This window comes from Streptomyces rapamycinicus NRRL 5491 (assembly GCF_024298965.1).
GTDB lineage: Bacteria > Actinomycetota > Actinomycetes > Streptomycetales > Streptomycetaceae > Streptomyces > Streptomyces rapamycinicus.
Map to the genome: position 1 here is coordinate 11,017,526 of NZ_CP085193.1, position 26,238 is coordinate 11,043,763.

The following is a 26,238-nucleotide window of genomic DNA, read 5'->3' on the forward strand; positions in this document are numbered from 1 at the left end:
GTGGAGAATGAAGAGAAACTTCGGCATTACCTCAAAGAGGTCACGAAGGATCTGCGGCAGACCCGCCAGCGGCTGCAGGACGTCGAGGCGAAGAGCCGCGAGCCCATCGCGATCGTCGGCATGAGCTGCCGTTTTCCCGGTGGTATCGCGACACCGGAAGCGCTGTGGGACCTGGTGCGCGAGGGCGGCGACGCGGTGTCGGAGTTCCCGGCAGACCGTGGATGGGACACGGACGGCCTCTACGACCCCGCCGGCGGCTCCGGGAAGTCGGTCACTCGCTACGGCGGATTCCTGCGCGGCGTCGCCGATTTCGACGCGGCGCTCTTCGGGATCTCTCCCCGTGAGGCCATCGCGATGGACCCGCAGCAGCGGTTGATGCTGGAGACCTCCTGGGAGGCGTTCGAGCGGGCCGGTGTCAGCCGTGACGCGGTGCGGGGCAGCCGGACCGGGGTGTTCATCGGCACCAATGGCCAGGACTACGCGACACTGCTCAGCGCCGCCCGGGACGATGTGCAGGGCCACCTCGGCACGGGCAGCGCGGCCAGCGTGCTCTCGGGACGGGTCGCCTACACCTTCGGTCTCGAAGGGCCGACGGTCACCGTGGACACCGCGTGCTCGTCCTCGCTGATCGCCCTGCATCTGGCCGTCCAGGCACTGCGCAACGGGGAGTGCGAGCTGGCACTGGCGGGCGGCGTCACGGTGATGACGACGACGAACACCTTCGTCGAGCTGTCCAAGCAGGGCGGGCTGGCGCCGGACGGCCGGTCCAAGGCGTTCGCGGCGGCGGCCGACGGCACCGGCTGGGGTGAGGGCGCCGGGATGCTGCTGGTGGAGCGGCTGTCCGACGCCGAACGGCACGGCCACCCGGTACTGGCGGTGGTACGTGGCACCGCCGCCAACCAGGACGGCGCGTCGAACGGGCTGACCGCGCCCAACGGGCCCTCCCAGCGCCGGGTCATCCGCGCGGCGTTGTCCAACGCCCAGCTGTCCACGGGCGATGTCGACGTGGTGGAGGCACACGGCACCGGCACCCGGCTCGGCGACCCGATCGAGGCACAGGCCCTGCTGGACACCTACGGCCAGAACCGGGACCGGCCGCTGTGGCTCGGATCGGTCAAGTCGAACCTGGGACACACCCAGGCCGCCGCGGGTGTCGCCGGGGTCATCAAGATGGTGCTCGCCATGCGCCACGGTGTGCTGCCGCGCACCCTGCACGTGGACGAACCGACTCCGCATGTGGACTGGTCCGCCGGGGCGGTGCGGCTGCTCACCGAGCGGACCCCGTGGCCGGACACCGACCGGCCGCACAGGGCGGGCGTCTCCGCCTTCGGAGTGAGCGGCACCAACGCCCATGTGATCGTGGAGCAGGCATCGGGGGCCGAGCCCGTCGAGCCGCCCCGGACCGAACCGGTGGCGGTGCCCTGGGTGCTCTCGGGCCAGGGCGACGCCGGTCTGCGGGCGTTCGCGGCCCGGCTCGCCGACGTGGCCGCTGAAGCCCACCCCGGGGACCTCGGATGGACCTTGGCCACCACCCGCTCGGCGCTGTCGCACCGTGCGGTGGTGATCGGATCCACACCGGAGGAACTGCGGAGCGGCCTCGCGGCGGTGGCCGCCGGAGAGCCGGCCCCGAACGCGGTGGAGGGAGTGGCCGGTTCCGACACCGGCGTGGTCTTCGTCTTCCCGGGACAGGGCTCGCAGTGGGCCGGTATGGCCGTGGAACTGCTGGACTCCTCCCCGGCCTTCGCCCGCCGGTTCGCCGAATGCGCCCGTGCCCTCGAGACACACCTCGACTGGTCCATCGAGGACGTGGTGCGCTCCGCGCCCGGTGCGCCGTCGCTCGACCTCATCGAGGTCGTCCAGCCGGTCCTGTTCACCATGATGGTGTCCCTCGCCGAGCTGTGGGCCTCCTACGGGATCACTCCATCGGCCGTGGTCGGCCACTCCCAGGGCGAGATCGCGGCGGCCTGTGTGGCCGGGGCGCTGTCGTTGGAGGACGCGGCCAAGGTGGTGGTGTTGCGCAGCCGCCTCTTCGCCGAAACGCTGGTGGGCAACGGCGCCATCGCCTCGGTCGCCCTGCCGGCGGAACAATTGGCCACCCGGATCGAGCCGTGGGGCGAGCGCTTGGTGGTGGCCGGGGTGAACGGGCCCGCGGCTGCCACGGTGTCCGGCGACCCCCGGAGCCTGGAAGAGTTCGTCGCCGCATGCGCGGCGGACGGCGTACGCGCCCGCGTCGTGCCCGCCACCGTGGCCTCCCACGGCCCGCAGGTGGAACCGCTGCGGGAACGGCTGCTCGCCCTGCTGGCCGGCGTGGCGCCACGCCGGTCCACCGTTCCGTTCTACTCCACGGTGACCGGCGGACTCCTGGACACCACCGAACTCGACGCGGACTACTGGTTCTGGAACGCCCGTAAGCCGATCGACTTCCTCGGCGCGCTCCGGGCGCTGTTCGCCGACGGCCACCGCGTCTTCGTGGAATCGAGCACCCACCCCGCGCTGACCATGGGAATCCAGGACACCGCGGACGCCTCCGGCGAGTCCGTGGAGGTCACCGGCTCGCTGCGGCGTGGCGAGGGCGGGCTCGCCCAGTTCCACTCGGCCGTGGCGCGGCTGCATGTGCACGGGGTGCGGGTGGACTGGTCCGCGGCCTTCGGGGCGGCGCGGCGGGTGGAGCTGCCGACCTACCCATTCCAGCGGGAGCGTTACTGGCTGACGCCCCGGCCCGGCCAGGGTGACGCCTCCGCCCTGGGGCTGGGCGCGCTTGACCACCCCCTGCTGGGGGCCACGGTCGTGCTGCCCGAGTCCGGCGGTTGCCTGCTCACCGGTCGGCTGTCCCTGGCCGGCCACCCCTGGCTGGCCGATCACGCCCTCTCCGGAGTGGTGTTGCTGCCGGGTACGGGGTTTGTGGAGTTGGTGTTGCAGGCGGGTTTGTGGTTGGGGTGTGGGGTGGTTGAGGAGTTGACTTTGGAGGGGCCGTTGGTGTTTCCGGAGCGGGGTGAGGTTGAGGTTCAGGTTTCGGTGGGTGGTGTGGATGAGGTGGGGTGTCGGTCGGTGTCGGTGTTTTCGTGTTGTGGGGGTGAGTGGGTTCGGCATGCGGTGGGTGTGCTTGGGGTGGGGGGTGGTGTGGTGCCGGGGGTGGAGGTGTGGCCGCCGGTGGGTGCGGAGCGGGTTGGGGTGGAGGGGGTTTATGAGGTGTTGGCGGAGCGGGGGTATGTGTATGGGCCGGTGTTCCAGGGGTTGCGGGACGCCTGGCGCCGGGGAGAGGAAATCTTCGTCGAGGTGGCGGTGGCGCAGGAGGCACGCGCGGACGCGGCGCGGTGCGCGATCCACCCCGCGCTGCTCGACGCCGCGCTCCACGGGGTGCGATTCGGCGACTTCGTATCCGACGACGACCAGGCTTATGTGCCGTTCTCCTGGACCGGCGTCACGCTGCACGCGGTCGGTGCGACGGTCCTGCGCGTCACGCTGTCCCCGGCAGGACGCGACGCGATCGCCCTCCGGGCCACGGACACCACCGGTGCGCCGGTCCTGTCGGCACGCTCATTGGCCCTGCGCCCGGTCTCCGCTCAGCGGCTGAACGACACGCGGGGGAACAGGGCTGACGCCCTCCATCGGGTGGAGTGGGTGGACGCGTCCGGAACCGTGGCGGCGGGGGGTGAGGTGGCGCCGAGGACTGAGGTGGTGCGGGTCGTCTCCGACGGTCCGGATGTGGTGGGTGAGACGTACGGGCATGTGCTTGAGGTGCTGGAGCGGGTGCGGGCGTGGGTGGCGGATGAGGATCCGGCGGATGAGCGGTTGGTGGTGGTGACGCGGGGCGCTGTCGACGCGGGCGATGGTGTGGAGGACGTGGCGGGGGCCGCGGTGTGGGGCCTGGTGCGGTCCGCGCAGTCGGAGAACCCGGGGCGCCTGGTGCTGGTGGACACCGATGACCTGGACGGCGTCGACAGTCTGCTTTCCGGGGTGCCGGCTCTCGGCGAGGAGCAGCTGCTGGTGCGGTCGGGTGCGGTGCGGGTGCCGCGTCTGGGCCGGGTGCCGGTGCCGGGCGAGATGTCGGATGGGTTTGGCTCCGGTGCGGTGTTGGTGACGGGCGGCACTGGTGTGCTGGGTGGTTTGGTGTCGCGCCATCTGGTGGCGCGGCATGGGGTGAGCAGGCTGGTGCTGCTGTCGCGTCGTGGTGCGGACGCTGATGGCGCGGCGGAATTGCGGGCGGAGCTGGAGGCCGCGGGCGCCGAGGTGGTGATCGCGGCGTGTGACGCCGCGAATCGTGAGGCTCTGGCCGGGGTGTTGTCGGGGCTGTCGGCGGACTTCGCCTTGAGCGGTGTGGTGCATGCGGCGGGTGTGCTGGACGACGGGTTGCTCACGTCGTTGACGCGTGAGCGGGTCGAACTGGTGTTGCGGGCGAAGGTGGACGCGGCGTGGAATCTGCATGAGCTGACCTCGGGCATGGATCTGTCGGCGTTCGTGTTGTTCTCGTCGGCGGCGGGTGTGCTGGGCAACGCGGGCCAGGGCAGCTATGCGGCGGCGAACGGGTTCCTGGACGCGCTGGCGGCTCAGCGGCGGGCGCGAGGACTGCCCGCGGTGTCGATCGCGTGGGGCCTCTGGGAGGAACGCAGCGAACTGACCCAGCACCTCTCGCCCGACGACCTGGCGCGTGCCCACGCGGTGCCGATGCCCACCTCCCAGGCACTGGATCTGTTCGACGCGGCGCTCGCCGCCGACGAGCCGATGGTGCTGGCCGCACCCCTGAACCCGCGGGCATGGTCGGACGCCGGCCACCTGCCTCCCGTCCTCCGTGACCTGGTCCGGCCGCGGATCCGGCGCGCGACCGAGGCAACCGACGCCCCTGAATCGGCCTCCGCGCTCGGACACCGGCTGGCCACCGTGGACCGCTCCGAGTGGGACCAGGTCGTACGCGAACTCGTGCGCAACCACATCGCGGCGGTGCTGCGCCATGCCTCCGCGCAATCGGTCGACACCTCGCGGACCTTCCAGGAGATCGGCTTCGACTCGCTGACCGCGGTGGAACTGCGCAACCGGATCAGCGCCGCCACCGGCGTACGGATGCCCGCCACGGCCGTGTTCGACTATCCGACACCACAAGCGCTCGCCGAGTACCTGCTCGCCGAAGTCCTCGGGAAGGACAGCGGCGCCGCCGCGACATCCGCCGGAACCGCCCTCGTCGCCGACGATCCCATCGTCATCGTCGGAATGAGCTGCCGCTACCCCGGCGGGGTCACCTCGCCGGAAGCGCTGTGGGACCTGGTGCGCTCGGACGGCGATGCCATATCCGTCCTGCCGGCCGACCGCGGATGGGACCTGGACGGTCTCTACGACCCGGATCCGGACCGCGCCGGTACGTCGTACGCCCGCAGCGGTGGATTCGTCTACGACGCGGCCGAGTTCGACGCCGCGTTCTTCGGGATCTCGCCGCGCGAGGCCACCGCGATGGACCCGCAGCAGCGGCTGCTGCTGGAAACCTCATGGGAGGCGTTCGAGCGCGCGGGCATCCCCGCCACCTCCGTCAAGGGCGAGCGGATCGGCGTGTTCACCGGGGTGATGCACCACGACTACCTCACCCGCCTGCCGACCACACCGGACGGTGTCGAGGGCTATCTGGGCACGGGCGCGGCAGCGGGCGTCGCCTCGGGCCGCGTGGCGTACACCTTCGGGCTCGAGGGCCCAGCGGTCACCGTGGACACGGCCTGCTCGTCGTCGCTGGTCGCCCTGCACCTCGCCGTACAGGCGCTGCGCCTCGGTGAGTGCTCGCTCGCGCTGGCCGGTGGTGTGACGGTGATGTCCACGCCCACCGTCTTCGTGGAGTTCTCCCGTCAACGCGGGCTCGCGCCGGACGGCAGGTGTAAGGCGTTCGCGGGAGCGGCGGACGGCACCGGCTTCGCCGAAGGCATCGGCATGCTGCTGGTCGAACGGCTCTCGGACGCACGGCGCAACGGGCACCCCGTCCTGGCCGTGGTGCGTGGTTCGGCGGTGAATCAGGATGGTGCGTCGAATGGTTTGACGGCGCCGAATGGTCCGTCGCAGCAGCGGGTGATCCGGCAGGCGTTGGCGAGCGCTGGGTTGTCGGCGGCGGATGTGGACGCGGTGGAGGCGCACGGTACGGGTACGACGTTGGGTGATCCGATCGAGGCGCAGGCGTTGCTGGCCACCTATGGTCAGGGCCGTGATGCGGACCGGCCGTTGCTGCTGGGGTCGATCAAGTCGAACATCGGTCACACTCAGGCGGCCGCCGGTGTGGCCGGGGTGATCAAGATGGTGATGGCCATGCGCCACGGTGTGCTGCCGCAGAGCCTGCACATCGATGAGCCCACTCCCCACGTGGACTGGTCCACCGGCGCGGTGGAGCTCCTCAGCGAGCGGACGGCATGGCCGGAGACCGCACGGCCCCGCCGCGCCGGGGTGTCGTCGTTCGGCATCAGCGGAACGAACGCGCACCTGATCCTTGAGCAGGCGCCGCTGCCGACGGCAGTGGAGCGGCCCGGTGACGCGGAGCCCGGTGCGGCCGGGCCTGGTGCGGTGGTCCCGTGGATCGTCTCGGGACGCGACCGGCACGCCCTGCGCGCACAGGCGGAACGACTGCGCGCATACGTGGTGAGCCATCCTGACCGGAGCGTGGCGGACGTCGGTTTCTCGCTGCTGACCAGCCGCGCCGTGCTGGCCCACCGAGCGGTGGTACTCGGCGGTGACCATGCCGAACTGCTGGCCGGGCTGACGGCCCTGGCACGGGACGAACCCGCACCGGGCGTGGTGGAGGCCCTGGACGTGGCCGAGCCGGGGCGCAAAGTGGTGTTCGTCTTCCCCGGTCAGGGGTCGCAGTGGGCCGGGATGGCGCTGGAACTGCTGGCGTCCTCGCCGGTGTTCGCCCGGCGGATGGGCGAGTGCTCCGATGCGCTGGCCTCGCTGGTGGAGTGGTCGCTGCTGGATGTGCTGGCGGATGAGCGAGCGCTGGACCGTGTCGATGTGGTGCAGCCGGTGTTGTGGGCGGTGATGGTGTCGCTGGCCGAGCTGTGGCGTTCGTACGGAGTGGTGCCGTCGGCGGTGGTGGGTCATTCCCAGGGTGAGATCGCGGCGGCGTGTGTCGCGGGCGGCCTGTCCCTGGCGGACGGGGCAAGGGTGGTCGTGCTGCGCGGCAAGGCGCTGCTCGCCCTGTCGGGCCGGGGCGGAATGGTGTCCGTTCCGGTGCCCGCCGACCGGCTGCGGGACCGGCCCGGGGTCTCCATCGCGGCGGTGAACGGCCCATCCTCGACCGTGGTGTCCGGCGGCGACGAGGTGCTGGACGCGGTACTGGCGGAGTTCCCGGCGGCCAAGCGCATCCCGGTGGACTACGCCTCCCACTCGCCCCAGATCGACGACATCCGGGACGAACTGCTCATGGCCCTGGCGCCGATCGAACCGCGCACCGCGGCGATCCCCTTCCACTCCACGGTGACCGGACGGCCCATCGACACCGCCGGCCTGGACGCGGACTACTGGTACCGCAATCTGCGCGAGACCGTGGAGCTCGAGCGGGTCACCCGTGCGGCGGTCGAGGACGGCCACCACACCTTCATCGAGATCAGCCCGCACCCGGTGCTGACCACGGGCCTGCGCGAAACACTCGACGACGCGGACGCGCACGGCGGCCTCGTACTGGGCTCACTGCGCCGGGACGACGGTGGCCCCACCCGCTTCCGCACCGCCTTGGCCGAGGCTTACGCACACGGCGTCGAGGTCGACTGGCTGCCGCTGTTCCAGGGCGCCCGCCGGGTGGATCTGCCGACGTACGCCTTCCAGCGCGAGCGCTACTGGCTGGACGCCACCTCTGCCGAGGCCCCCACCAGCGCGATCGACGCGGAATTCTGGGCCGCCGTCGAGCGCGAGGACCTCGAGTCGCTCGCCGCGACGCTGCGCGTCGACGGGCAGCCGCTGCGCGAAGTGCTGCCCGCCCTGTCCCAGTGGCGACGCGAACGCCGTGACGGCTCCACCATCGACTCATGGCGTTACACGATCCGGTGGAAGCCGCTCACCCCGCCCGCCACTTCGGCCACCGGCACATGGATGGTCGTGGTCTCCCACGCCGAGGCCGGGCACGAGTGGGTCGCGGGGGTGACCGATGCGCTGACCCGTCACGGTGCCGAGCCGCTCGTGGTCGTGCTCGGCGAGCCCGAGCTGGACCGTGCCACGCTGGCCGCCCGGCTGGGCGCGGTACTGGCCGGCACCCCCAGGATCAGCGGTGTGGTGTCGCTGACCGCGTTGGACGAAAACCCGCACCCCGCGTACCCCTCGGTCCCTCAGGGATACGCGATGACGCTGCTGCTCTCACAGGCGCTCGGGGACGCCGGGGTGGAAGCTCCGCTGTGGTGCCTCACCCAGCGCGGCGTCTCGCTCGTCGATGCCGGAGCCAGTGCCAGTGCCAGTGGTAGTAGCGACGGCGACGGCACGGGCAAGGGCGATGTGGCCGTCAGCCGGAAGCAGGCCCTGACCTGGGGCCTCGGCAAGGTGATCGCCCTGGAACAGCCTCTGCGCTGGGGCGGTTTGATCGACCTGCCGGAGGACGTGGCCCCGCAAACCCAGGACTACCTCGCCGGTGTGCTGTCCGGCACCTCGGACGAGGACCAGGTGGCGATCCGCCCGACGGGGCTCTTCGGCCGCAGGCTGGCCCACGCACCGGCCCGCGAGCGTGGCGGGAGCTGGCAACCCCGCGGCACCGTACTGGTCACCGGTGGCACCGGAGCGCTGGGCGGCCATGTCGCCCGGTGGCTCGCCGGCCAGGGCGCTGAACACGTCGTGCTGACCAGTCGCCGGGGCCTGGCCGCGCCCGGTGCCGAGCGGCTGGCCGGGGAGCTGGAGGCGCTCGGCGCCCGGGTGACGGTGGCGGCGTGCGACGTCGGTGACCGGGACGCCCTGGCCGGGTTGCTGGCCGAGGTCGGGCCGCTGACCGCTGTGGTGCACACCGCGGCGGTGCTCGACGACGGCACGCTGAACTCACTCACCACCGACCAGCTGCAACGCGTGCTGCGCGTCAAGACCGATGGAGCGGTGCATCTGCACGAACTGACGCGGGACATGGAGCTGTCCGCGTTCGTGCTCTTCTCCTCGCTGTCCGGCACTCTGGGCGCACCCGGTCAGGGCAACTACGCGCCGGGCCACGTCTTCGTGGACACGCTGGCCGAGCAGCGGCGGGCCGAGGGTCTGGTCGCCACCTCCATCGCCTGGGGGCTGTGGGCCGGTGACGGCATGGGCGAGGGCGGTGTGGGCGAAGTGGCCCGCCGCCATGGCGTACCGGAGATGGCGCCGGAGATGGCGGTCGCCGCCATGGCACGCGCCGTCGAGCAGGACGACACCGTCGTCACAGTGGCCGAGATCGACTGGGACCGGCACTACGTCGCGTTCACCGCGACCCGCCCCAGCCCGCTGCTGTCCGACCTCCCCGAGGTGCGTACGCTGGTCGACGCCGGAGTCGGCCAGGAGAGCGCCGAGCCCGGCCACGAGCGCTCGGAATTCGCGGAGCGGCTCGCCGGGATGGCCGACGCCGACCGGAACCGCGCGTTGCTGGATCTGGTCCGGCGCCATGTCGCGGCCGTACTCGGACACACCGGCCCGGACGCGATCGACCCCGGCCGGGCCTTCCACGAGATCGGCTTCGACTCGGTCACCGCGGTCGAACTGCGCAACCGGCTCAACCGGGCCACCGGCCTACGACTGCCCGCCACCATGACGTTCGACCAGCCCACCCCGCTGGCGATGGCGCAGTACCTCCGTGGCGAACTGCTGCAGGACGCCCAGGACCGATCGGCCCCGGCCCTCCCGGTCCGCGCGATCGGCGCCGTGGACGACGAACCCATCGCGATCGTAGGAATGAGCTGCCGCTTCCCCGGGGACGTCGCGTCCCCCGAGGACCTGTGGCGCCTGCTCGCCGACGGCTCCGACGCCATCGGCGAGTTTCCCGAGAACCGGGGCTGGGACATCGCGCACCTCTTCCACCCGGACCCCGACCACCGAGGCACCTCCGCCACCCGAGCGGCCGCGTTCGTCCACGGGGCCGGTGAGTTCGACGCCGGATTCTTCGCGATCTCCCCGCGGGAAGCGGTGGCGATGGACCCGCAACAGCGGCTGCTGCTCGAAGTGTCATGGGAGGCGCTGGAGCGGGCCGGGATCGACCCCACGACCCTGCGGGGCAGCGAGACCGGCGTGTTCACGGGGACGAACGGCCAGGACTACGCGTCGTTGCTGAAGGCGGACGAGACGGGTGACTTCGAGGGCCGGGTGGGTACCGGCAACTCGGCGTCGGTCATGTCCGGCCGGATCTCCTACGTCCTGGGACTTGAAGGCCCCGCGCTGACCGTGGACACGGCGTGCTCGTCATCGCTGGTGGCATTGCACCTGGCGGTGCGGGCCCTGCGGTCGGGCGAGTGCTCAATGGCCCTGGCGGGCGGAGCGAGCGTCATGACGACCGCCGGCATCTTCGTGGAGTTCTCCCGTCAGCGCGCGTTGGCGGCCGATGGGCGCTGCAAGGCGTTCGCGGCGGCGGCGGACGGCACCGGCTGGGGCGAGGGCGCCGGAATGCTGGTGGTGGAGCGGCTGTCCGACGCGGAGCGCAATGGCCACCGGGTGCTCGCCGTGGTGCGTGGCTCTGCGGTGAATCAGGATGGTGCGTCGAATGGTTTGACGGCGCCGAATGGTCCGTCGCAGCAGCGGGTGATCCGGCAGGCGTTGGCGAGCGCTGGGTTGTCGGCGGCGGATGTGGATGCGGTGGAGGCGCACGGTACGGGTACGACGTTGGGTGATCCGATCGAGGCGCAGGCGTTGCTGGCCACCTATGGTCAGGGCCGTGATGCGGACCGGCCGTTGCTGCTGGGGTCGATCAAGTCGAACATCGGTCACACTCAGGCGGCCGCCGGTGTGGCCGGGGTGATCAAGATGGTGATGGCCATGCGCCACGGTGTGCTGCCGCAGAGCCTGCACATCGATGAGCCCACTCCCCACGTGGACTGGTCCACCGGCGCGGTGGAGCTCCTCAGCGAGCGGACGGCATGGCCTGCGACCGCACGGCCCCGCCGCGCCGGGGTGTCCGCCTTCGGGGTGAGCGGCACCAACGCACATGTGATTCTGGAGCAGGCCCCTGAGCCGACCGCCCAGCCCGAGCTCTCGCCGGAACGCGACGAAACGAGGGCCGTGCCGTGGGTGGTGACCGGTGCGAGCGAGACCGGTGTCCGCGCACAGGCCGCGCGCCTCAAGGCCTTTGTCGACGACCGGCCGGAACTCCGCCCGGTGGACATCGGCCGGTCACTGGCCTCGACCCGCTCGGTGTTGTCACACCGTGCGGTGGTCGTGGGCGCGGACCGCGATGAACTGCTGCGTGGGCTGGAGGCCGTGGCCGGTGGCAGTGCCGTGGTCGGGGAGGCCCGCATGCGTTCCGGGGTGGTGTTTGTCTTTCCGGGGCAGGGGTCGCAGTGGGTGGGGATGGCGTTGGAGTTGGTGGGGTCCTCGGCGGTGTTTGCGGGGCGGTTGGGTGAGTGTGCGGTTGCGTTGGCGCCGTTTGTGGAGTGGTCGTTGTGGGATGTGTTGGGTGATGAGGTGGCGTTGGGGCGTGTTGATGTGGTGCAGCCGGTGTTGTGGGCGGTGATGGTGTCGTTGGCGGAGTTGTGGCGTTCGTTTGGTGTGGTGCCGTCGGTGGTGGTGGGTCATTCGCAGGGTGAGATTGCGGCGGCGTGTGTGGCGGGGGGTCTGTCGTTGGAGGATGGTGCGCGGGTGGTGGCGTTGCGGAGCAAGGCGTTGCTGGCTTTGGCGGGTCGGGGTGGGATGGTGTCGGTTCCGGTGGCTGCTGATCGGCTGCGGGATCGTGTGGGGTTGTCGGTGGCGGCGGTGAATGGTCCGGTGTCGACGGTGGTGTCGGGGTCTGTTGGGGTGCTGGATGGGGTGTTGGCGGAGTTCCCGGAGGCCAAGTGGGTTCCGGTGGATTATGCGTCGCATTCGGTGCAGGTGGAGGAGGTTCGGGAGGGGCTGGCGGAGGCGTTGGCGCCGGTGCGGCCGCGTGTGGGTGAGGTGCCGTTCTTTTCGACGGTGACGGGGCGGTTGATGGACACCGTCGAGTTGGATGCGGAGTACTGGTACCGGAATCTGCGTGAGACGGTGGAGTTCCAGAGCACCGTTGAAGCTCTGATCGGCCAGGGCCATACGGTGTTCGTCGAGGCCAGTCCGCATCCGGTGCTGACCGTCGGCGTCCAGGACACCGCCGACGCCACCGCCACCGACATCGTCGTAAGCGGATCGCTGCGCCGCGACGACGGCGGTCCGGCGCGCTTCCTCAGCACCGTCGGCCGACTGTTCACCGAGGGTGTGCCCGTGGAGTGGCAGCCGCTGTTCGCCGCGACCGGAGCGCGGCAGGTCGATCTCCCGACGTATGCGTTCCAGCACGAGTGGTTCTGGCTGGATCCGGTGCGCGGTGCGAGTGATGTGGGCGGCGCGGGCCTCGTCGGCCTCGCTCACCCCTTGGCGAGCGCCGTGTTGCCCCTACCCGAATCCGATGGCTGTGTGCTGACCGGCGCGCTCTCCTCGGCCACCCATCCTTGGCTGCTTGACCACGCTGTGCTGGACAAGGTGTTGCTGCCGGGCACCGGGTTCGTGGAACTGGCCCTTCAGGCCGGGCTGCACCTGGGCTGTCGGACGCTGGATGAGCTGACCCTACAGGCGCCGCTCGTCTTGCCCGCGCACGGAGACGTACAGCTCCAGGTGGCGGTCGGCGGACCGGACGACAGCGGCCGGCGGCCGGTCACGGTGTACTCCAGGCCGGGCCAGGACCGGACCTGGACACGGCACGCCACCGGCACCCTCAGCCCCGGCGGTGAAACGGCCACCGCGGACCGGGCGGTGTGGCCCCCGGCGGACGCCACACCGGTCGACCTCACCGGTGTCTACGCCGAGATGAGCACACGCGGCTACGCGTATGGACCCGTCTTCCAGGGGCTGCGCGCCGCATGGCGGCGTGGCGACGAGGTGTTCGCCGAGGTGGTCCTGCCCGAGACGGCCGAGAGCGACGCGGGCCGTTGCGGCGTCCACCCCGCCCTGCTCGACGCCGCCCTGCACGGCGCCGGACTGGGCAGGTTCGTGACCGAACCAGGCCGACCGCACCTTCCGTTCGCCTGGACCGGTGTCACTCTGCACGCCGTCGGTGCCACGACCCTGCGGGTCGTTCTGTCGCCCGCCGGGCCGGACGCCATCTCACTGCTGGCCATGGACGGCACGGGTGCGCCGGTGCTGACGGCGGACTCTCTGGTCCTGCGCCCGGTGTCCGAGGGCGGGCTCGGTGGCGCCCACGACGACTCACTGTTCCGAGTGAACTGGACCGAACTCACCCTGGACACCTCGGACTCCTCAAACACCTCGAACACCTCGGACGAAGTCGCCTTCCCCGCCGTCGAGTCCGCGGCCCAGCTGACCGGGCTGGCGGCGCCCCAACTTGTGCACGGGGCCGTGGTGTTCGGGCTTTCCACCACGGAGACCACAGGAGGCACCGCCGAGGAGGGCCCGGAGGACGTCTACGCGTTCACCAGCCATGTCCTCGAGGTCGCGCAGGCGTGGCTGGCGGACGACCGGTTTGGGGACGCCCGCCTCGTCGTGATGACGCGGGGCGCGGTCGCGACCACGCCCGGCGAAGACCCGCGGAGCCTTGCCGCCGCCGCGGTCTGGGGTCTCATCCGGACCGCGCAGACCGAGAACCCCGGCCGTTTCGTACTCGTGGACACGGTGGACGAGGATCCGTCGGCGTTGCCGGCGGTGCTCGCCACCGATGAGCCACAGGTGGCGATCCGGGCGGGGAGGGCGCTGGTGCCCAGGCTGGTACGGGCCGCCCCGTCGGCATTGCCGGTACCGGCGCAGACGGACACCTGGCGGTTGAGGACCGGCGCTCAGGAGACTCTGGAGAACCTGGCCATCGCGCCCTGCGCGGAGGCGTCCAGGCCGCTGGCCGCGGACGAGATCCGGGTGGCCGTGCACGCGGCCGGGGTCAACTTCCGCGACGTACTGCTCGCCCTGGGGATGTACCCGGACAAGGCCGGTCTGCTGGGCAGCGAAGCCGCCGGAACGGTGTTGGAGATCGGCTCCGGGGTAGCGGGAGTGGCACCCGGAGATCGGGTGATGGGCCTGTTCTCCGGCGCCTTCGGACCGGTGGCGATCACGGATCACCGGCTGGTGGCGCCGATCCCGGAGGGGTGGTCCTTCCCGCAGGCCGCCGCCACCCCGATCGCCTTCCTCACCGCGATGTACGCCTTGATCGATCTGGCCGAAGTGCGGAGCGGCGAGTCGGTACTGGTGCACGCGGCGGCCGGTGGCGTCGGGATGGCGGCGGTGCAGGTGGCGCGCTGGCTGGGCGCCGAGGTGTTCGCCACCGCGAGCCCGGCCAAGTGGGCTGCGGTGCGCGCATGCGGGGTCGCCCCGCGGCGGATCGCGTCCTCCCGCACGACAGAGTTCGCGGACCGCTTCCGCTCCGACACACCGGACGGTGTGGACATCGTACTCAACTCGCTGACCGGCGAACTCCTCAACGCGTCGCTCGGACTGCTGCGCCCCGGTGGACGGCTGATCGAGCTGGGCAGGACCGACCTCCGGGACGCCGATGCGGTCATGGCGCGCCACGGTGTGTCGTACCGGGCCTTCGAGCTGCTCGACGCCGGTCCGGACCGTATCGGCCAACTGCTCACCGAACTGCTCTCCCTGTTCCGGCAGGGCGTGTTCACCCCGCTGCCACTGCGCGTCCAGGACGTACGGCAGGCGAGCGATGCCTTCCGCCACCTCTCTCAGGCGCGCCACATCGGCAAGCTGGCCCTCACCATTCCGCGACCGGTCTCCGGCGGCACCGTGCTGATCACCGGGGGCACCGGGACACTGGGCGGTCTGGTGGCTCGCCATCTGGTGCGGGAGCACGGAGCGACGGAACTGGTGCTGGCCGGGCGTCGCGGTGACGCCGCCCCGGGCGCGGCCGAGCTGGTCGCCGAGCTGGAGGCCGCCGGGGCACGAGTGCGGGTGGTCACATGCGATGTGTCGGACCGGGACGCCACCGCCGCACTCCTCGCCTCGCTGCCGGACCTGCGGAGCGTGGTGCACACGGCCGGTGTCCTCGACGACGCCGTGATCGGGTCGCTCACCGCGGAGCGGCTGCGGACGGTACTGCGCCCCAAGGCGGACGCCGCATGGCATCTGCATGAACTGACCCGGGACCGCGACCTGGCCGAGTTCGTGTTGTTCTCCTCGGCGGCCGGTGTGCTCGGCGGCCCGGGGCAGGGCAATTACGCGGCGGCCAACGCCTTCCTGGACGCGCTGGCCGCGCGCCGCCGGGCACAGGGACTCCCCGCGACCTCTCTGGCCTGGGGCTTCTGGGAGCAGCGCAGTGGACTGACCGAACACCTGACCACCGACCGGCTCGCCCGGTCCGGTGTGCTGCCGCTGTCCACCGACGAGGGGCTGGCCCTCTTCGACGCCGCCCGCGCGACCGGCGACACCCTGCTGGTGCCGATGCGTTATGAACCGTCGTCGCCGGGCCCCGAGCCGGTACCCGCCCTGCTGCGTGGCCTCGTACGTGCTCCGCTCGCCCGCGCCCTTCCGGGCCCGGCCGATGGTGCGGGCAACGGTGTGGCTGAGGGCCTCACCGGGCTGTCGGTGGACGAACGCCTCGGCGCCCTGCTCGACCTGGTCCGCCGGGAGGCGGCGGCCGTGCTCGGCCACGGCGGTCCGGAATCGGTGACACCCCAGCGTCCGTTCAAGGAACTCGGCTTCGACTCGCTCTCCGCCGTGGAGCTGCGCAACCGGCTGCGCACGGCGACCGGCCGACGCCTGCAGGCCACCCTGATCTTCGACCACCCCACTCCGGCCGCGCTCGCACGCCACCTCGACACCGAGCTGTTCGGCTCCACGGATGTGGCGGCGCCCGTACCGGCACCGGCGGCCGCGCACCCGGCCGACGAACCGATCGCCATCGTCGGCATGAGCTGTCGGCTCCCCTCCGGGGTGGACTCCCCGGAGGCGCTGTGGAAGCTGCTGATGAGCGGCACGGACGCGATTTCGGAGCTGCCCGCCGACCGAGGCTGGGACCTCGACACGCTCTACGACCAGGACCCGGGCCGGTCCGGTACGACATACGCCAGGACCGGTGGCTTCCTGAAGAACGCGGCGGACTTCGACGCGGGATTCTTCGCCATCTCCCCGCGAGAGGCGCTGGCCGCGGATCCCCAGCAACGGCTGTGGCTCGAGGCGTGCTGGGAAGCCTTCGAACGCGCCGGTATCGATCCCCTCGCCCTGAAGGGCACCCGAACCGGGGTGTTCGCGGGTGCCGCTTCGACGACGTACGGCGCGGGCCAGGCCGCCACTCCGGACGGCTCCGAGGGGTACCTGCTCACCGGGAACTCCACCTCCGTGATCTCCGGCCGCGTGGCCTACACCCTCGGCCTCGAAGGCCCCGCCGTCACCGTGGACACCGCGTGCTCGTCCTCGCTGGTCAGCGTGCACTGGGCGTGTGAGTCCCTGCGCCGGGGCGAAAGCACACTGGCGCTGGCGGGCGGCGTGGCGGTGATGACGACACCGGACCTGCTGGTCGAATTCTCCCGCCAGCGCGGACTCGCACCGGACGGGCGGTGCAAGTCGTTCGCCGCCGCCGCTGATGGCACCGGGTTCGCCGAAGGCGCCGGGGTGCTCGTCCTGGAACGGCTCTCCGACGCCACGCGGAACGGCCACCAGGTGCTGGCGGTGATCCGTGGCTCCGCCGTCAACCAGGACGGCGCGTCCAACGGCCTGACCGCGCCGAACGGCCCCTCGCAGCAGCGGGTGATCCGGCAGGCGCTGGCGAACGCCGGACTCGCCTCCCAGGATGTGGACGCGGTGGAGGCGCACGGCACGGGTACGACGCTGGGTGATCCGATCGAGGCGCAGGCGTTGCTGGCCACGTATGGCCAGGACCGGGATCCGGATCGGCCGCTGCTGCTGGGCTCGGTAAAGTCCAACATCGGGCACACCCAGGCGGCCGCGGGTGCCGCCGGACTCATCAAGATGGTTCTGGCGCTGCGCAACGGCGTACTGCCGCGCACCCTGCACATCGACGAGCCCTCCCCGCACGTCGACTGGTCCGCCGGGGCCATGGAGCTGCTGACCGAGCAGACCGCGTGGCCCGACCGGGACCACCTGCGCCGGGCCGGGGTGTCCGCGTTCGGGGTGAGCGGCACCAACGCCCATGTGATCCTCGAACAGGCCCCGGAGCCGGATGAGAACGGCGGACCGGACACCGGCCGGTCGGGGTTGCCCACGGTGCCCTGGGTGCTGTCGGGCGCGGGAGCGGCCGGGCTGCGGGCCCAGGCCCAGCGGCTGGCGTCCTTCGTACGGGAGAACCCCGAGCTCGACCCCGTGGACGTGGGCTGGTCCCTGGTCGCGACCCGCGCTGCCCTGTCGCACCGAGCCGTCGTCGTGGGCGCGGACCGCACGGAACTGCTGTGCGAGCTGGACGCGGTGGAATCCGTGGGCGCCGCCGAGGCGGGGCGCGAAGTGGTGTTTGTCTTTCCGGGGCAGGGGTCGCAGTGGGTGGGGATGGCGTTGGAGTTGGTGGAGTCGTCGGCGGTGTTTGCGGGGCGGTTGGGTGAGTGTGCGGTTGCGTTGGCGCCGTTTGTGGAGTGGTCGTTGTGGGATGTGTTGGGTGATGAGGTGGCGTTGGGGCGTGTTGATGTGGTGCAGCCGGTGTTGTGGGCGGTGATGGTGTCGTTGGCGGAGTTGTGGCGTTCGTTTGGTGTGGTGCCGTCGGTGGTGGTGGGTCATTCGCAGGGTGAGATTGCGGCGGCGTGTGTGGCGGGGGGTCTGTCGTTGGAGGATGGTGCGCGGGTGGTGGCGTTGCGGAGCAAGGCGTTGCTGGCTTTGGCGGGTCGGGGTGGGATGGTGTCGGTTCCGGTGGCTGCTGATCGGCTGCGGGATCGTGTGGGGTTGTCGGTGGCGGCGGTGAATGGTCCGGTGTCGACGGTGGTGTCGGGGTCTGTTGGGGTGCTGGATGGGGTGTTGGCGGAGTTCCCGGAGGCCAAGTGGGTTCCGGTGGATTATGCGTCGCATTCGGTGCAGGTGGAGGAGGTTCGGGAGGGGCTGGCGGAGGCGTTGGCGCCGGTGCGGCCGCGTGTGGGTGAGGTGCCGTTCTTTTCGACGGTGACGGGGCGGTTGATGGACACCGTCGAGTTGGATGCGGAGTACTGGTACCGGAATCTGCGGGAGACGGTGGAGTTCCAGAGCAGCGTTGAGGCTCTGATCGGCCAGGGCCATACGGTGTTCGTCGAGGCCAGTCCGCATCCGGTGCTGACCGTCGGCATCCAGGACACCGCCCACGTGATGGACACCCCAATCGTGGCCAGCGGTTCGCTCCGCCGGGACGAGGGAGGCGTACGACGGTTCCTGACGTCACTGACCGAGGTGTCCGTCCGCGGTGTCGAGGTCAACTGGCAGACGGCCTTCGACGGCACCGGCGCTCGACGAGTCGACTTGCCCACCTATGCGTTCCAGCGTGAGCGGTTCTGGCTGGCGCCGTCGACGGGCACGGGCGACGCGTCCGGGCTGGGCCTGGGCACCGTCGACCATCCGCTGCTGGGCGCGGCGGTGCCGCTTCCGGACGCGGACGGCTGTGTGCTGACGGGTGTGCTGTCGCTGGCCGGGCAGCCATGGCTGGCCGACCACTCCGTCCTCGGCATGGTCCTGCTGCCGGGCACCGCGTTCGTGGAGCTCGCGTTGCAGGCGGGGGCACGGTTCGGCTGCGACACACTGGAAGAGCTGACGTTGCACGAGCCGCTCGTCCTGCCCGAGCAGGAGACCGTGCAGCTCCAGGTGTCGGTCGGCGGCCCGGACGACCTCGGAGGTCGTCCCTTCACGGTGTTCTCCCGCTGTGAGGGTGACTGGACACGCCACGCCGGAGGCACCCTGCGGGCGGGCGAGCGTGGCGATCCGCCCGCGAACCCGTCGGTCTGGCCACCGGCCGATGCCCGGCCGGTCGATGTCGCCGAGTTGCATACGACGATGGCCGAGCGGGGCTATCAGTACGGCCCCGCCTTCCAGGGCCTGCGGAAGGCATGGGTCCGGGACAGCGAAGTGTTCCTCGACGTCGCGTTGCCCGAACAGATGAGGGGCGACGCCGCCCGCTGCGGAGTGCATCCCGCGTTGCTGGACGCGGCCCTGCAAGGCATCGGCCTTGGCGCCTTCGTCAGCGAACCGGGCCAGGCCCATCTCCCCTTCTCCTGGAGCGGGGTGACCCTGCACGCGGTGGGCGCCACCACCGTGCGGGTGACGCTCAGCCCGGCCGGACCGGACACGGTGGCCATCCGGATGGCGGACACCATCGGGACGCCCGTGCTGTCCATCGACGCGCTGGCGATGCGTCCGCTCGCGGAGCAGCGACTGCTCGAGGCGGGCGGCAGCCGCGGCGATGCGCTGTTCCGGCTGGAGTGGAAGGAGCTTCCCGTCCCCACGGCGGCCACCGGCCCGCAGGCCCTGTCCTGGGGCCTGCTGGGCGGCCACGACGAGCCTCGACTGACCGCGGCGCTGACCGCGGACGGTGTGTCGCCACAACACCATCGGGACCTCGCCTCCATCGACCAGGTGCCGGATGTGCTGGTCCTGTCGTGCCCGCCCGGGGCGGATGGCGGCCCGGCCCCGGAAGCGACCTCGTCCGCCCTCCGCCGAGTGCTGGGCGTGGTGCGGGAGTGGCTCGGGGACGCGCGGTACACCGACACCCGCCTGATGGTGCTCACCCGCCGCGCGGTGGCCACAACCACCGGTGACGACGTGGAGGATCTGGCGGCGGCCGCCGTACGGGGACTCCTGCGCACCGCACAACAGGAGAACCCCGACCGGCTCGTCGTGATCGACCATGACGACTCGGACCTTGGGGTACTGCCCGCGATGCTCGCGACAGGGGAACCCGAAGCGGCCGTCCGGGCCGGTACGGTGCTGGTGCCGAGGCTGGTCAAGGCGGCCGTACCGGATGGGAAGACTTCCGCCTGGGACACGGGCACCGTACTGATCACGGGCGGGACGGGGACACTCGGCGGCCTGGTCGCCCGCCATCTGGTGACCACCCATGGCGCACGTGACCTGGTGCTGGCCAGTCGCGGAGGTGACACCGCGCGCGGCGCCGTGGAACTGGCCACCGAACTGGAGGCGCTCGGCGCCCGAATCCGCGTCGCCGCCTGCGATGTGGCCGATCGTGCCCAGCTGACCGCGCTGCTCGACACCATTCCGGCGCTGCGCTCCGTCGTCCACACCGCCGGTGTGGTGGACGACGGTGTCATCGGCTCGATGACCGCAGATCGAGTGGAGACCGTCCTACGGCCGAAGGCGAACGCGGCGTGGCACCTGCACGAGCTGACCCGCCGACTGGACCTGGACGCGTTCGTACTGTTCTCCTCCGCCACCGGAGTGCTGGGCAGCGCCGGGCAGGGCAACTACGCCGCGGCCAACGCCTTCCTCGACGCGCTGGCCGTGCACCGGCGGGCCCAGGGGCTCCCCGCGGTGTCGGTGGCATGGGGCCTGTGGGAGCAGCGCAGTGGCCTGACCGCACATCTGTCGGAGCAGGACGTGGCCCGTATGACCAGTACGGGCGCCGTTCCCCTCTCCGACGAGCGCGGTCTCGAGCTGTTCGACGCCGCGTGCCGGAGTGGCGAACCCACACTCGTGGCCACCCCGTTGCACCTGCGTGCGGTGGCGGCCACCGGTACGGTGCCGCCCGTGCTCAGCGCGCTGGCACCGGCCCCGCCACGCCGGGCCGCCGAGGCCGGTGACGGTGGGGTGGCTCTACGGCAGAGCCTTGCCGAGATGTCGGGCGCGGAACAGAGCCAGACCGTACTGGGGCTGGTACGCGGGCAGGTCGCCACCGTGCTGCGGCACCCCGACCCGTCGGCGATCGACACGGCCCGGACCTTCCAGGAGATCGGCTTCGACTCGCTGACCGCGGTGGAGCTGCGCAACCGGCTGGGTGCTACCACCGGAATCAGGCTGGCGGCGACCGCGATCTTCGACTATCCGACACCTGTCGCGCTGGCGGAGCACCTGCTCGTCGGGATCGTGCCGGAGACCGCTGACCCGGTCGCGGCCCGGCTCAGCGAGCTGGACAAGGTGGCCGCCATGATTTCCGCGATGGCCGAGGACGACACCCTGCGCGAGCAGCTGTCCTCGCGAATGGAGACCATCGTTGCGATGTGGGCCGACCTGCACCGTCCGGAACGGCCGGGCACGGTTGAGCGGGACCTCGAATCCGCCTCGCTCGACGACATGTTCGGAATCATCGACCAGGAACTCGATGGGTCATGAGCAGCGAGAACGTCCGACCGGAAATCGAGGGGACTGGCACGGGGATGTCGAACGACGAAAAGGTACTCGAGTACCTCAAGAAGCTCACCGCCGATCTGCGCCAGACGCGTCAGCGTCTCCAGGACGTCGAGGCCAAGAGCCGCGAGCCGATCGCGATCGTCGGTATGAGCTGCCGTCTTCCGGGTGGGGTGAGCTCCCCGGAAGACCTGTGGCGGCTGACGGAGTCGGCGGTGGACGCGGTCTCCGGTTTCCCCACCGACCGAGGCTGGGACCTGGACGGACTGTACGACCCCGACCCGGATCGCGCGGGCCGGTCGTACGCCCGTGAGGGCGCGTTCCTCCCCGATGCCGGCCACTTCGACCCCGGCCTCTTCGGAATCTCGCCACGTGAGGCGCTGGCGATGGATCCGCAGCAGCGGCTGCTGCTGGAGGCATCGTGGGAGGCCCTGGAGCGGGCGGGTATCCCGACCGATTCCCTGAAGGGCAGCCGGACCGGGGTGTTCGCCGGACTGATGTCCTCCGACTACGTCTCGCGGCTGTCGGCGGTCCCGGACGAGCTCGAGGGGTACGTCGGAATCGGAAGCGCGGCGAGCGTCGCCTCCGGCCGCGTGTCGTACACGCTGGGGCTTGAGGGGCCGGCGGTGACGGTGGATACGGCGTGTTCGTCGTCGTTGGTGGCGTTGCATCTGGCGGTGCAGGCGTTGCGGTCGGGCGAGTGCTCGCTGGCGCTCGCGGGCGGTGTCACGGTGATGGCGACACCCGGCACCTTCGTCCAGTTCTCCCGGCAACGCGGCCTGGCCGCCGATGGGCGCTGCAAGGCGTTCGCTGCCGGGGCGGACGGCACCGGCTGGGGCGAAGGCGTCGGCATGCTGGTGGTGGAGCGGTTGTCGGATGCTGAGCGGCTTGGGCATCGGGTGTTGGCGGTGGTGCGTGGTTCGGCGGTGAATCAGGATGGTGCGTCGAATGGTTTGACGGCGCCGAATGGTCCGTCGCAGCAGCGGGTGATCCGGCAGGCGTTGGCCAATGCGCGTTTGTCCGTGGTGGATGTGGATGCGGTGGAGGCGCATGGTACGGGTACGGCGCTGGGTGATCCGATCGAGGCGCAGGCCCTGTTGGCCACGTACGGTCAGGATCGGGATGCGGGTCGGCCGTTGTGGTTGGGGTCGGTGAAGTCGAATATCGGTCATACGCAGGCGGCTGCGGGTGTGGCTGGTGTGATCAAGATGGTGATGGCGATGCGGCATGGGGTGCTGCCGCGGACGTTGCATGTGGATGAGCCGTCGCCGCACGTGGATTGGTCTGCTGGTGCGGTGGAGTTGTTGACGGGGCAGGTGGCGTGGCCGGAGGTGGATCGGCCACGTCGGGTGGGTGTGTCGGCGTTCGGTGTGAGTGGGACGAATGCGCATGTGATTGTGGAGCAGGCGCCTGAGGTGGAGGAGTCCCGCGCCGAGGGCGTTGCGCTGCCTGCGGTGCCGTGGGTGGTGTCGGGTGCGGGTGAGGCTGCGGTGCGGGCGCAGGTGGAGCGGTTGCGGGAGTTTGTGGTGGGTGATCCGGGGTTGGATCCGGTGGATGTGGGGTGGTCGTTGGCGACTGGGCGTGCTGGGTTGTCGCATCGTGCGGTGGTGGTGGGTGCGGATCGTGGTGAGTTGTTGGGGGCTTTGGAGGGTGTTCCGGTTGTGGGTGTTCCGGTGGTGGGTGGGTTGGGTGTGTTGTTTGCGGGTCAGGGGTCGCAGCGGTTGGGGATGGGGCGTGGGTTGTATGAGGCGTATCCGGTGTTCGCTGCGGCGTGGGATGAGGTGTGTGGGGAGCTGGATCGGTATTTGGATAGGCCGTTGGGTGAGGTGGTGTGGGGTGATGATGCCGGGTTGATTGGGGAGACGGCGTATGCGCAGGCGGGGTTGTTCGCGCTGGAGGTGGCGCTGTATCGGTTGATCAGGTCGTGGGGTGTGAGGCCGGATTATTTGTTGGGTCATTCGATTGGTGAGTTGGCTGCGGCGTTTGTGGCGGGTGTGTGGTCGTTGGAGGATGCGGCTCGGGTGGTGGCTGCGCGGGGTCGTTTGATGCAGGCGTTGCCGTTGGGTGGTGCGATGGTTGCGGTGGCGGCGTCGGAGGATCAGGTGCGGCCGCTGCTGGCCGATGGTGTGGTGGTTGCGGCGGTGAATGGTCCCGAGTCGGTGGTGATCTCCGGTGATGAGGGTGCGGTGCACGCTATCGAGGAGAGGTTCGCCGAGGGTGGGGTGCGGACGCGGCGGTTGCGGGTGAGTCATGCGTTTCATTCGGCTCGTATGGATGGGATGCTCGCGGAATTTGGTGAGGTGCTGAACGGTGTTGAGTTCTGTGCCCCGAGTGTGCCCGTCGTGTCGAACGTGTCCGGTGCGGTGGCGGGCGAGGAGTTGTGTTCGCCGGAGTACTGGGTGCGGCATGTGCGGGAGACGGTTCGGTTCGCCGATGGGCTGAGTACTCTCCGCGAGCAGGGGGTTGGTTCGTTCCTGGAGTTGGGGCCGGATGGCACGTTGACCGCGCTGGTCGACGGCGATGGTGTGCCTGTCTTGCGCCGGGATCGTCCGGAGCCCCTGGCCGTCATGGCTGCTCTGGGTGGGCTGTATGTGCGGGGTGTGGAGGTGGAGTGGGATGCGGTGTTCCCGGGTGCTCGGCGGGTTGATTTGCCGACGTATGCCTTTCAGCGTGAGCGGTTCTGGCTGGAGTCATCCCCTGGGCGGCCTGTGACGAGCGCGGTGGACGCGGGGTTCTGGGACGCGGTCGAGCGGGGCGATGCGGAGGCTCTTGGGGTTGATGCTGAGCAGCCGTTGAGTGTCGCGTTGCCCGCGTTGGCGTCGTGGCGACGGGCGCGGCAGGAACAGTCGGTCATCGACGCATGGCGGTATCGGCTGTCCTGGGCCCCGGTCACGGGCCCTTCTTCGCAGCTCTCCGGCCTGTGGTTGGTGGTGGTCGAGCCGGATGAGGCGGAGGCGGACGTTGTCGCCGCGCTGCGGGGCGCCGGTGCCGAGGTGCGTGTCGTAACGATCGATGAGCTGGACGCGGGGCCGGTCGCGGGTGTGGTGTCGTTGTTGTCGGTCGAGGCGACGGTGTCACTGCTCCAGGCCCTTGTGGCAGCGGGGGGCGATGCACCGTTGTGGTGTGTGACGCGGGGTGCGGTCTCCGTTGTGGACGGGGATGTGGTGGATCCGTATGCGTCGGCCGTCTGGGGTCTGGGCCGTGTGATCGGGCTTGAACACCCGGACCGTTGGGGTGGGCTGATCGATCTGCCCACCGCATGGGGCGAGCGAACCTCCGGTTTGTTGTGCTCGGTGCTTTCGGGCGCCACGGGTGAGGACCACACGGCGATCCGTGGCGACGAGGTGTTGGGCTGTCGCCTGAGCCGCGCGACGACGTCGGGCCCGGGGCCGTCCACTGCTTGGGAGGCGTCGGGGACCGCGCTGATCACCGGTGGAACGGGTGCCCTGGGGAACCATGTCGCCCGATGGCTCGCGGCTACCGGGGTCGACGAGATCGTGTTGACGAGCCGGCGAGGCGCGGACGCTCCCGGAGCACGGGAACTGGTCGCCGAACTGTCGGCCACTGGCCTATCGGCTCGCGTCGTGGCGTGTGATGTGGCCGACCGGGACGCGGTCGCGGAGCTGCTCGACACCATCCCGGAACTGCGCGTGGTCGTCCATGCCGCGGGAGTACCGAGCTGGGATCCGTTGAGCGCCCTCACCGCCCAGGCTCTTGAGGACGGGATGCGGGCGAAGGTCGCGGGAGCCATTCACCTGGATGAGCTGACTCGCGATATGCCCTTGGATGCCTTTGTGTTGTTCTCGTCGGTGGCGGGGGTGTGGGGGAGTGGTAGTCAGTCGGCGTATGCGGCGGGGAATGCGTTTTTGGATGGGTTGGCGTGGCGGCGTCGTGGTGTTGGGTTGGTGGCGACGTCGGTGGCGTGGGGGATGTGGGGTGGGGGTGGTATGGCTGTTGGGGGTGAGGAGTTCCTGGTTGAGCGTGGTGTGTCGGGGATGGCTCCGGGGTTGGCGGTGGCTGCGTTGGGGCGGGCGTTGGGTGATGGTGAGACGGCTCTTGTGGTGGCGGATGTGGATTGGGAGCGGTTCGGGTCGAGGTTCACCGCGTTGCGTCCGAGCCCACTGCTGAGCGAGCTGATCCCCGACGCGTCCGAGTCTGGGGCTTCACTGGGTGAATTCGCGGCCCGTTGCCAGACCATGTCCGAGGGCGAGCGCATGCGCGTGGCCGTCGAGCTGGTGCGTGTTTCGGCCGCGGCAGTGCTGGGGCACCAGGGGCCGGAGGCCATCGATCCCGTCAGGACGTTCCAGGAGATCGGCTTCGACTCGCTGACGGCGGTGGAACTCCGCGACCGGATCGCCACGGCCACCGGTATCCGACCGCCGGCCACGATGATCTTCGACTATCCGACTCCTGTGGCCCTCGCCGAATATCTGAGCGTGGAATTGCTCGGTTCGCCGCAGGACAGTGTGGCGCCGTTGCAGGCGACCGCACCGGACGACGGTGATCCCATTGTCATTGTCGGCATGAGCTGCCGCTTCCCCGGGGATGTCGAGTCTCCCGAGGACCTGTGGCGGCTGGTCGACTCCGACGGCGATGCCATAACGGCCTTTCCGACGGACCGTGGATGGGACCTGACCGGCCTCTTCGACGCGGCTGTGGGGGAGTCGGGGACGTCGTATGCGCGTGTCGGCGGGTTCGTCCAGGGCGCGGGCGAGTTCGATCCGGGCTTCTTCGGCATCTCGCCGCGTGAGGCGATCGCGATGGATCCGCAGCAGCGGCTGCTGCTGCACGCGGCATGGGAGGCATTCGAGCGGGCCGGTATCCCGGCTGCCTCGGTCAGGGGCAGTCGGACGGGAGTGTTCGTCGGAGCCTCGCCGCAGGGGTATGGCCATGCCGAAGCATCCGAAGGCTATTTCC

2 protein-coding genes (1 of these 2 running past the window's edge) are annotated in these 26,238 nt (G+C 70.6%); both read left to right on the forward strand.

Translation table 11 applies throughout. The features are described from left to right. Positions 1-21,306, forward strand: coding sequence for a type I polyketide synthase (locus LIV37_RS45815; protein ID WP_243146538.1), 21,306 nt, complete (start codon positions 1-3; stop codon positions 21,304-21,306). After that, a protein-coding gene (locus LIV37_RS45820) for a type I polyketide synthase (protein ID WP_167525946.1) crosses the window boundary here: on the forward strand, positions 21,303-26,238 show its 5' end (the start). 28,748 nt of this gene lie beyond the right edge of the window; only the first 4,936 of its 33,684 coding nucleotides appear in the window; it begins with the start codon at positions 21,303-21,305; the stop codon falls past the right edge of the window. Before LIV37_RS45815 ends, LIV37_RS45820 begins: the two co-directional genes overlap by 4 nt.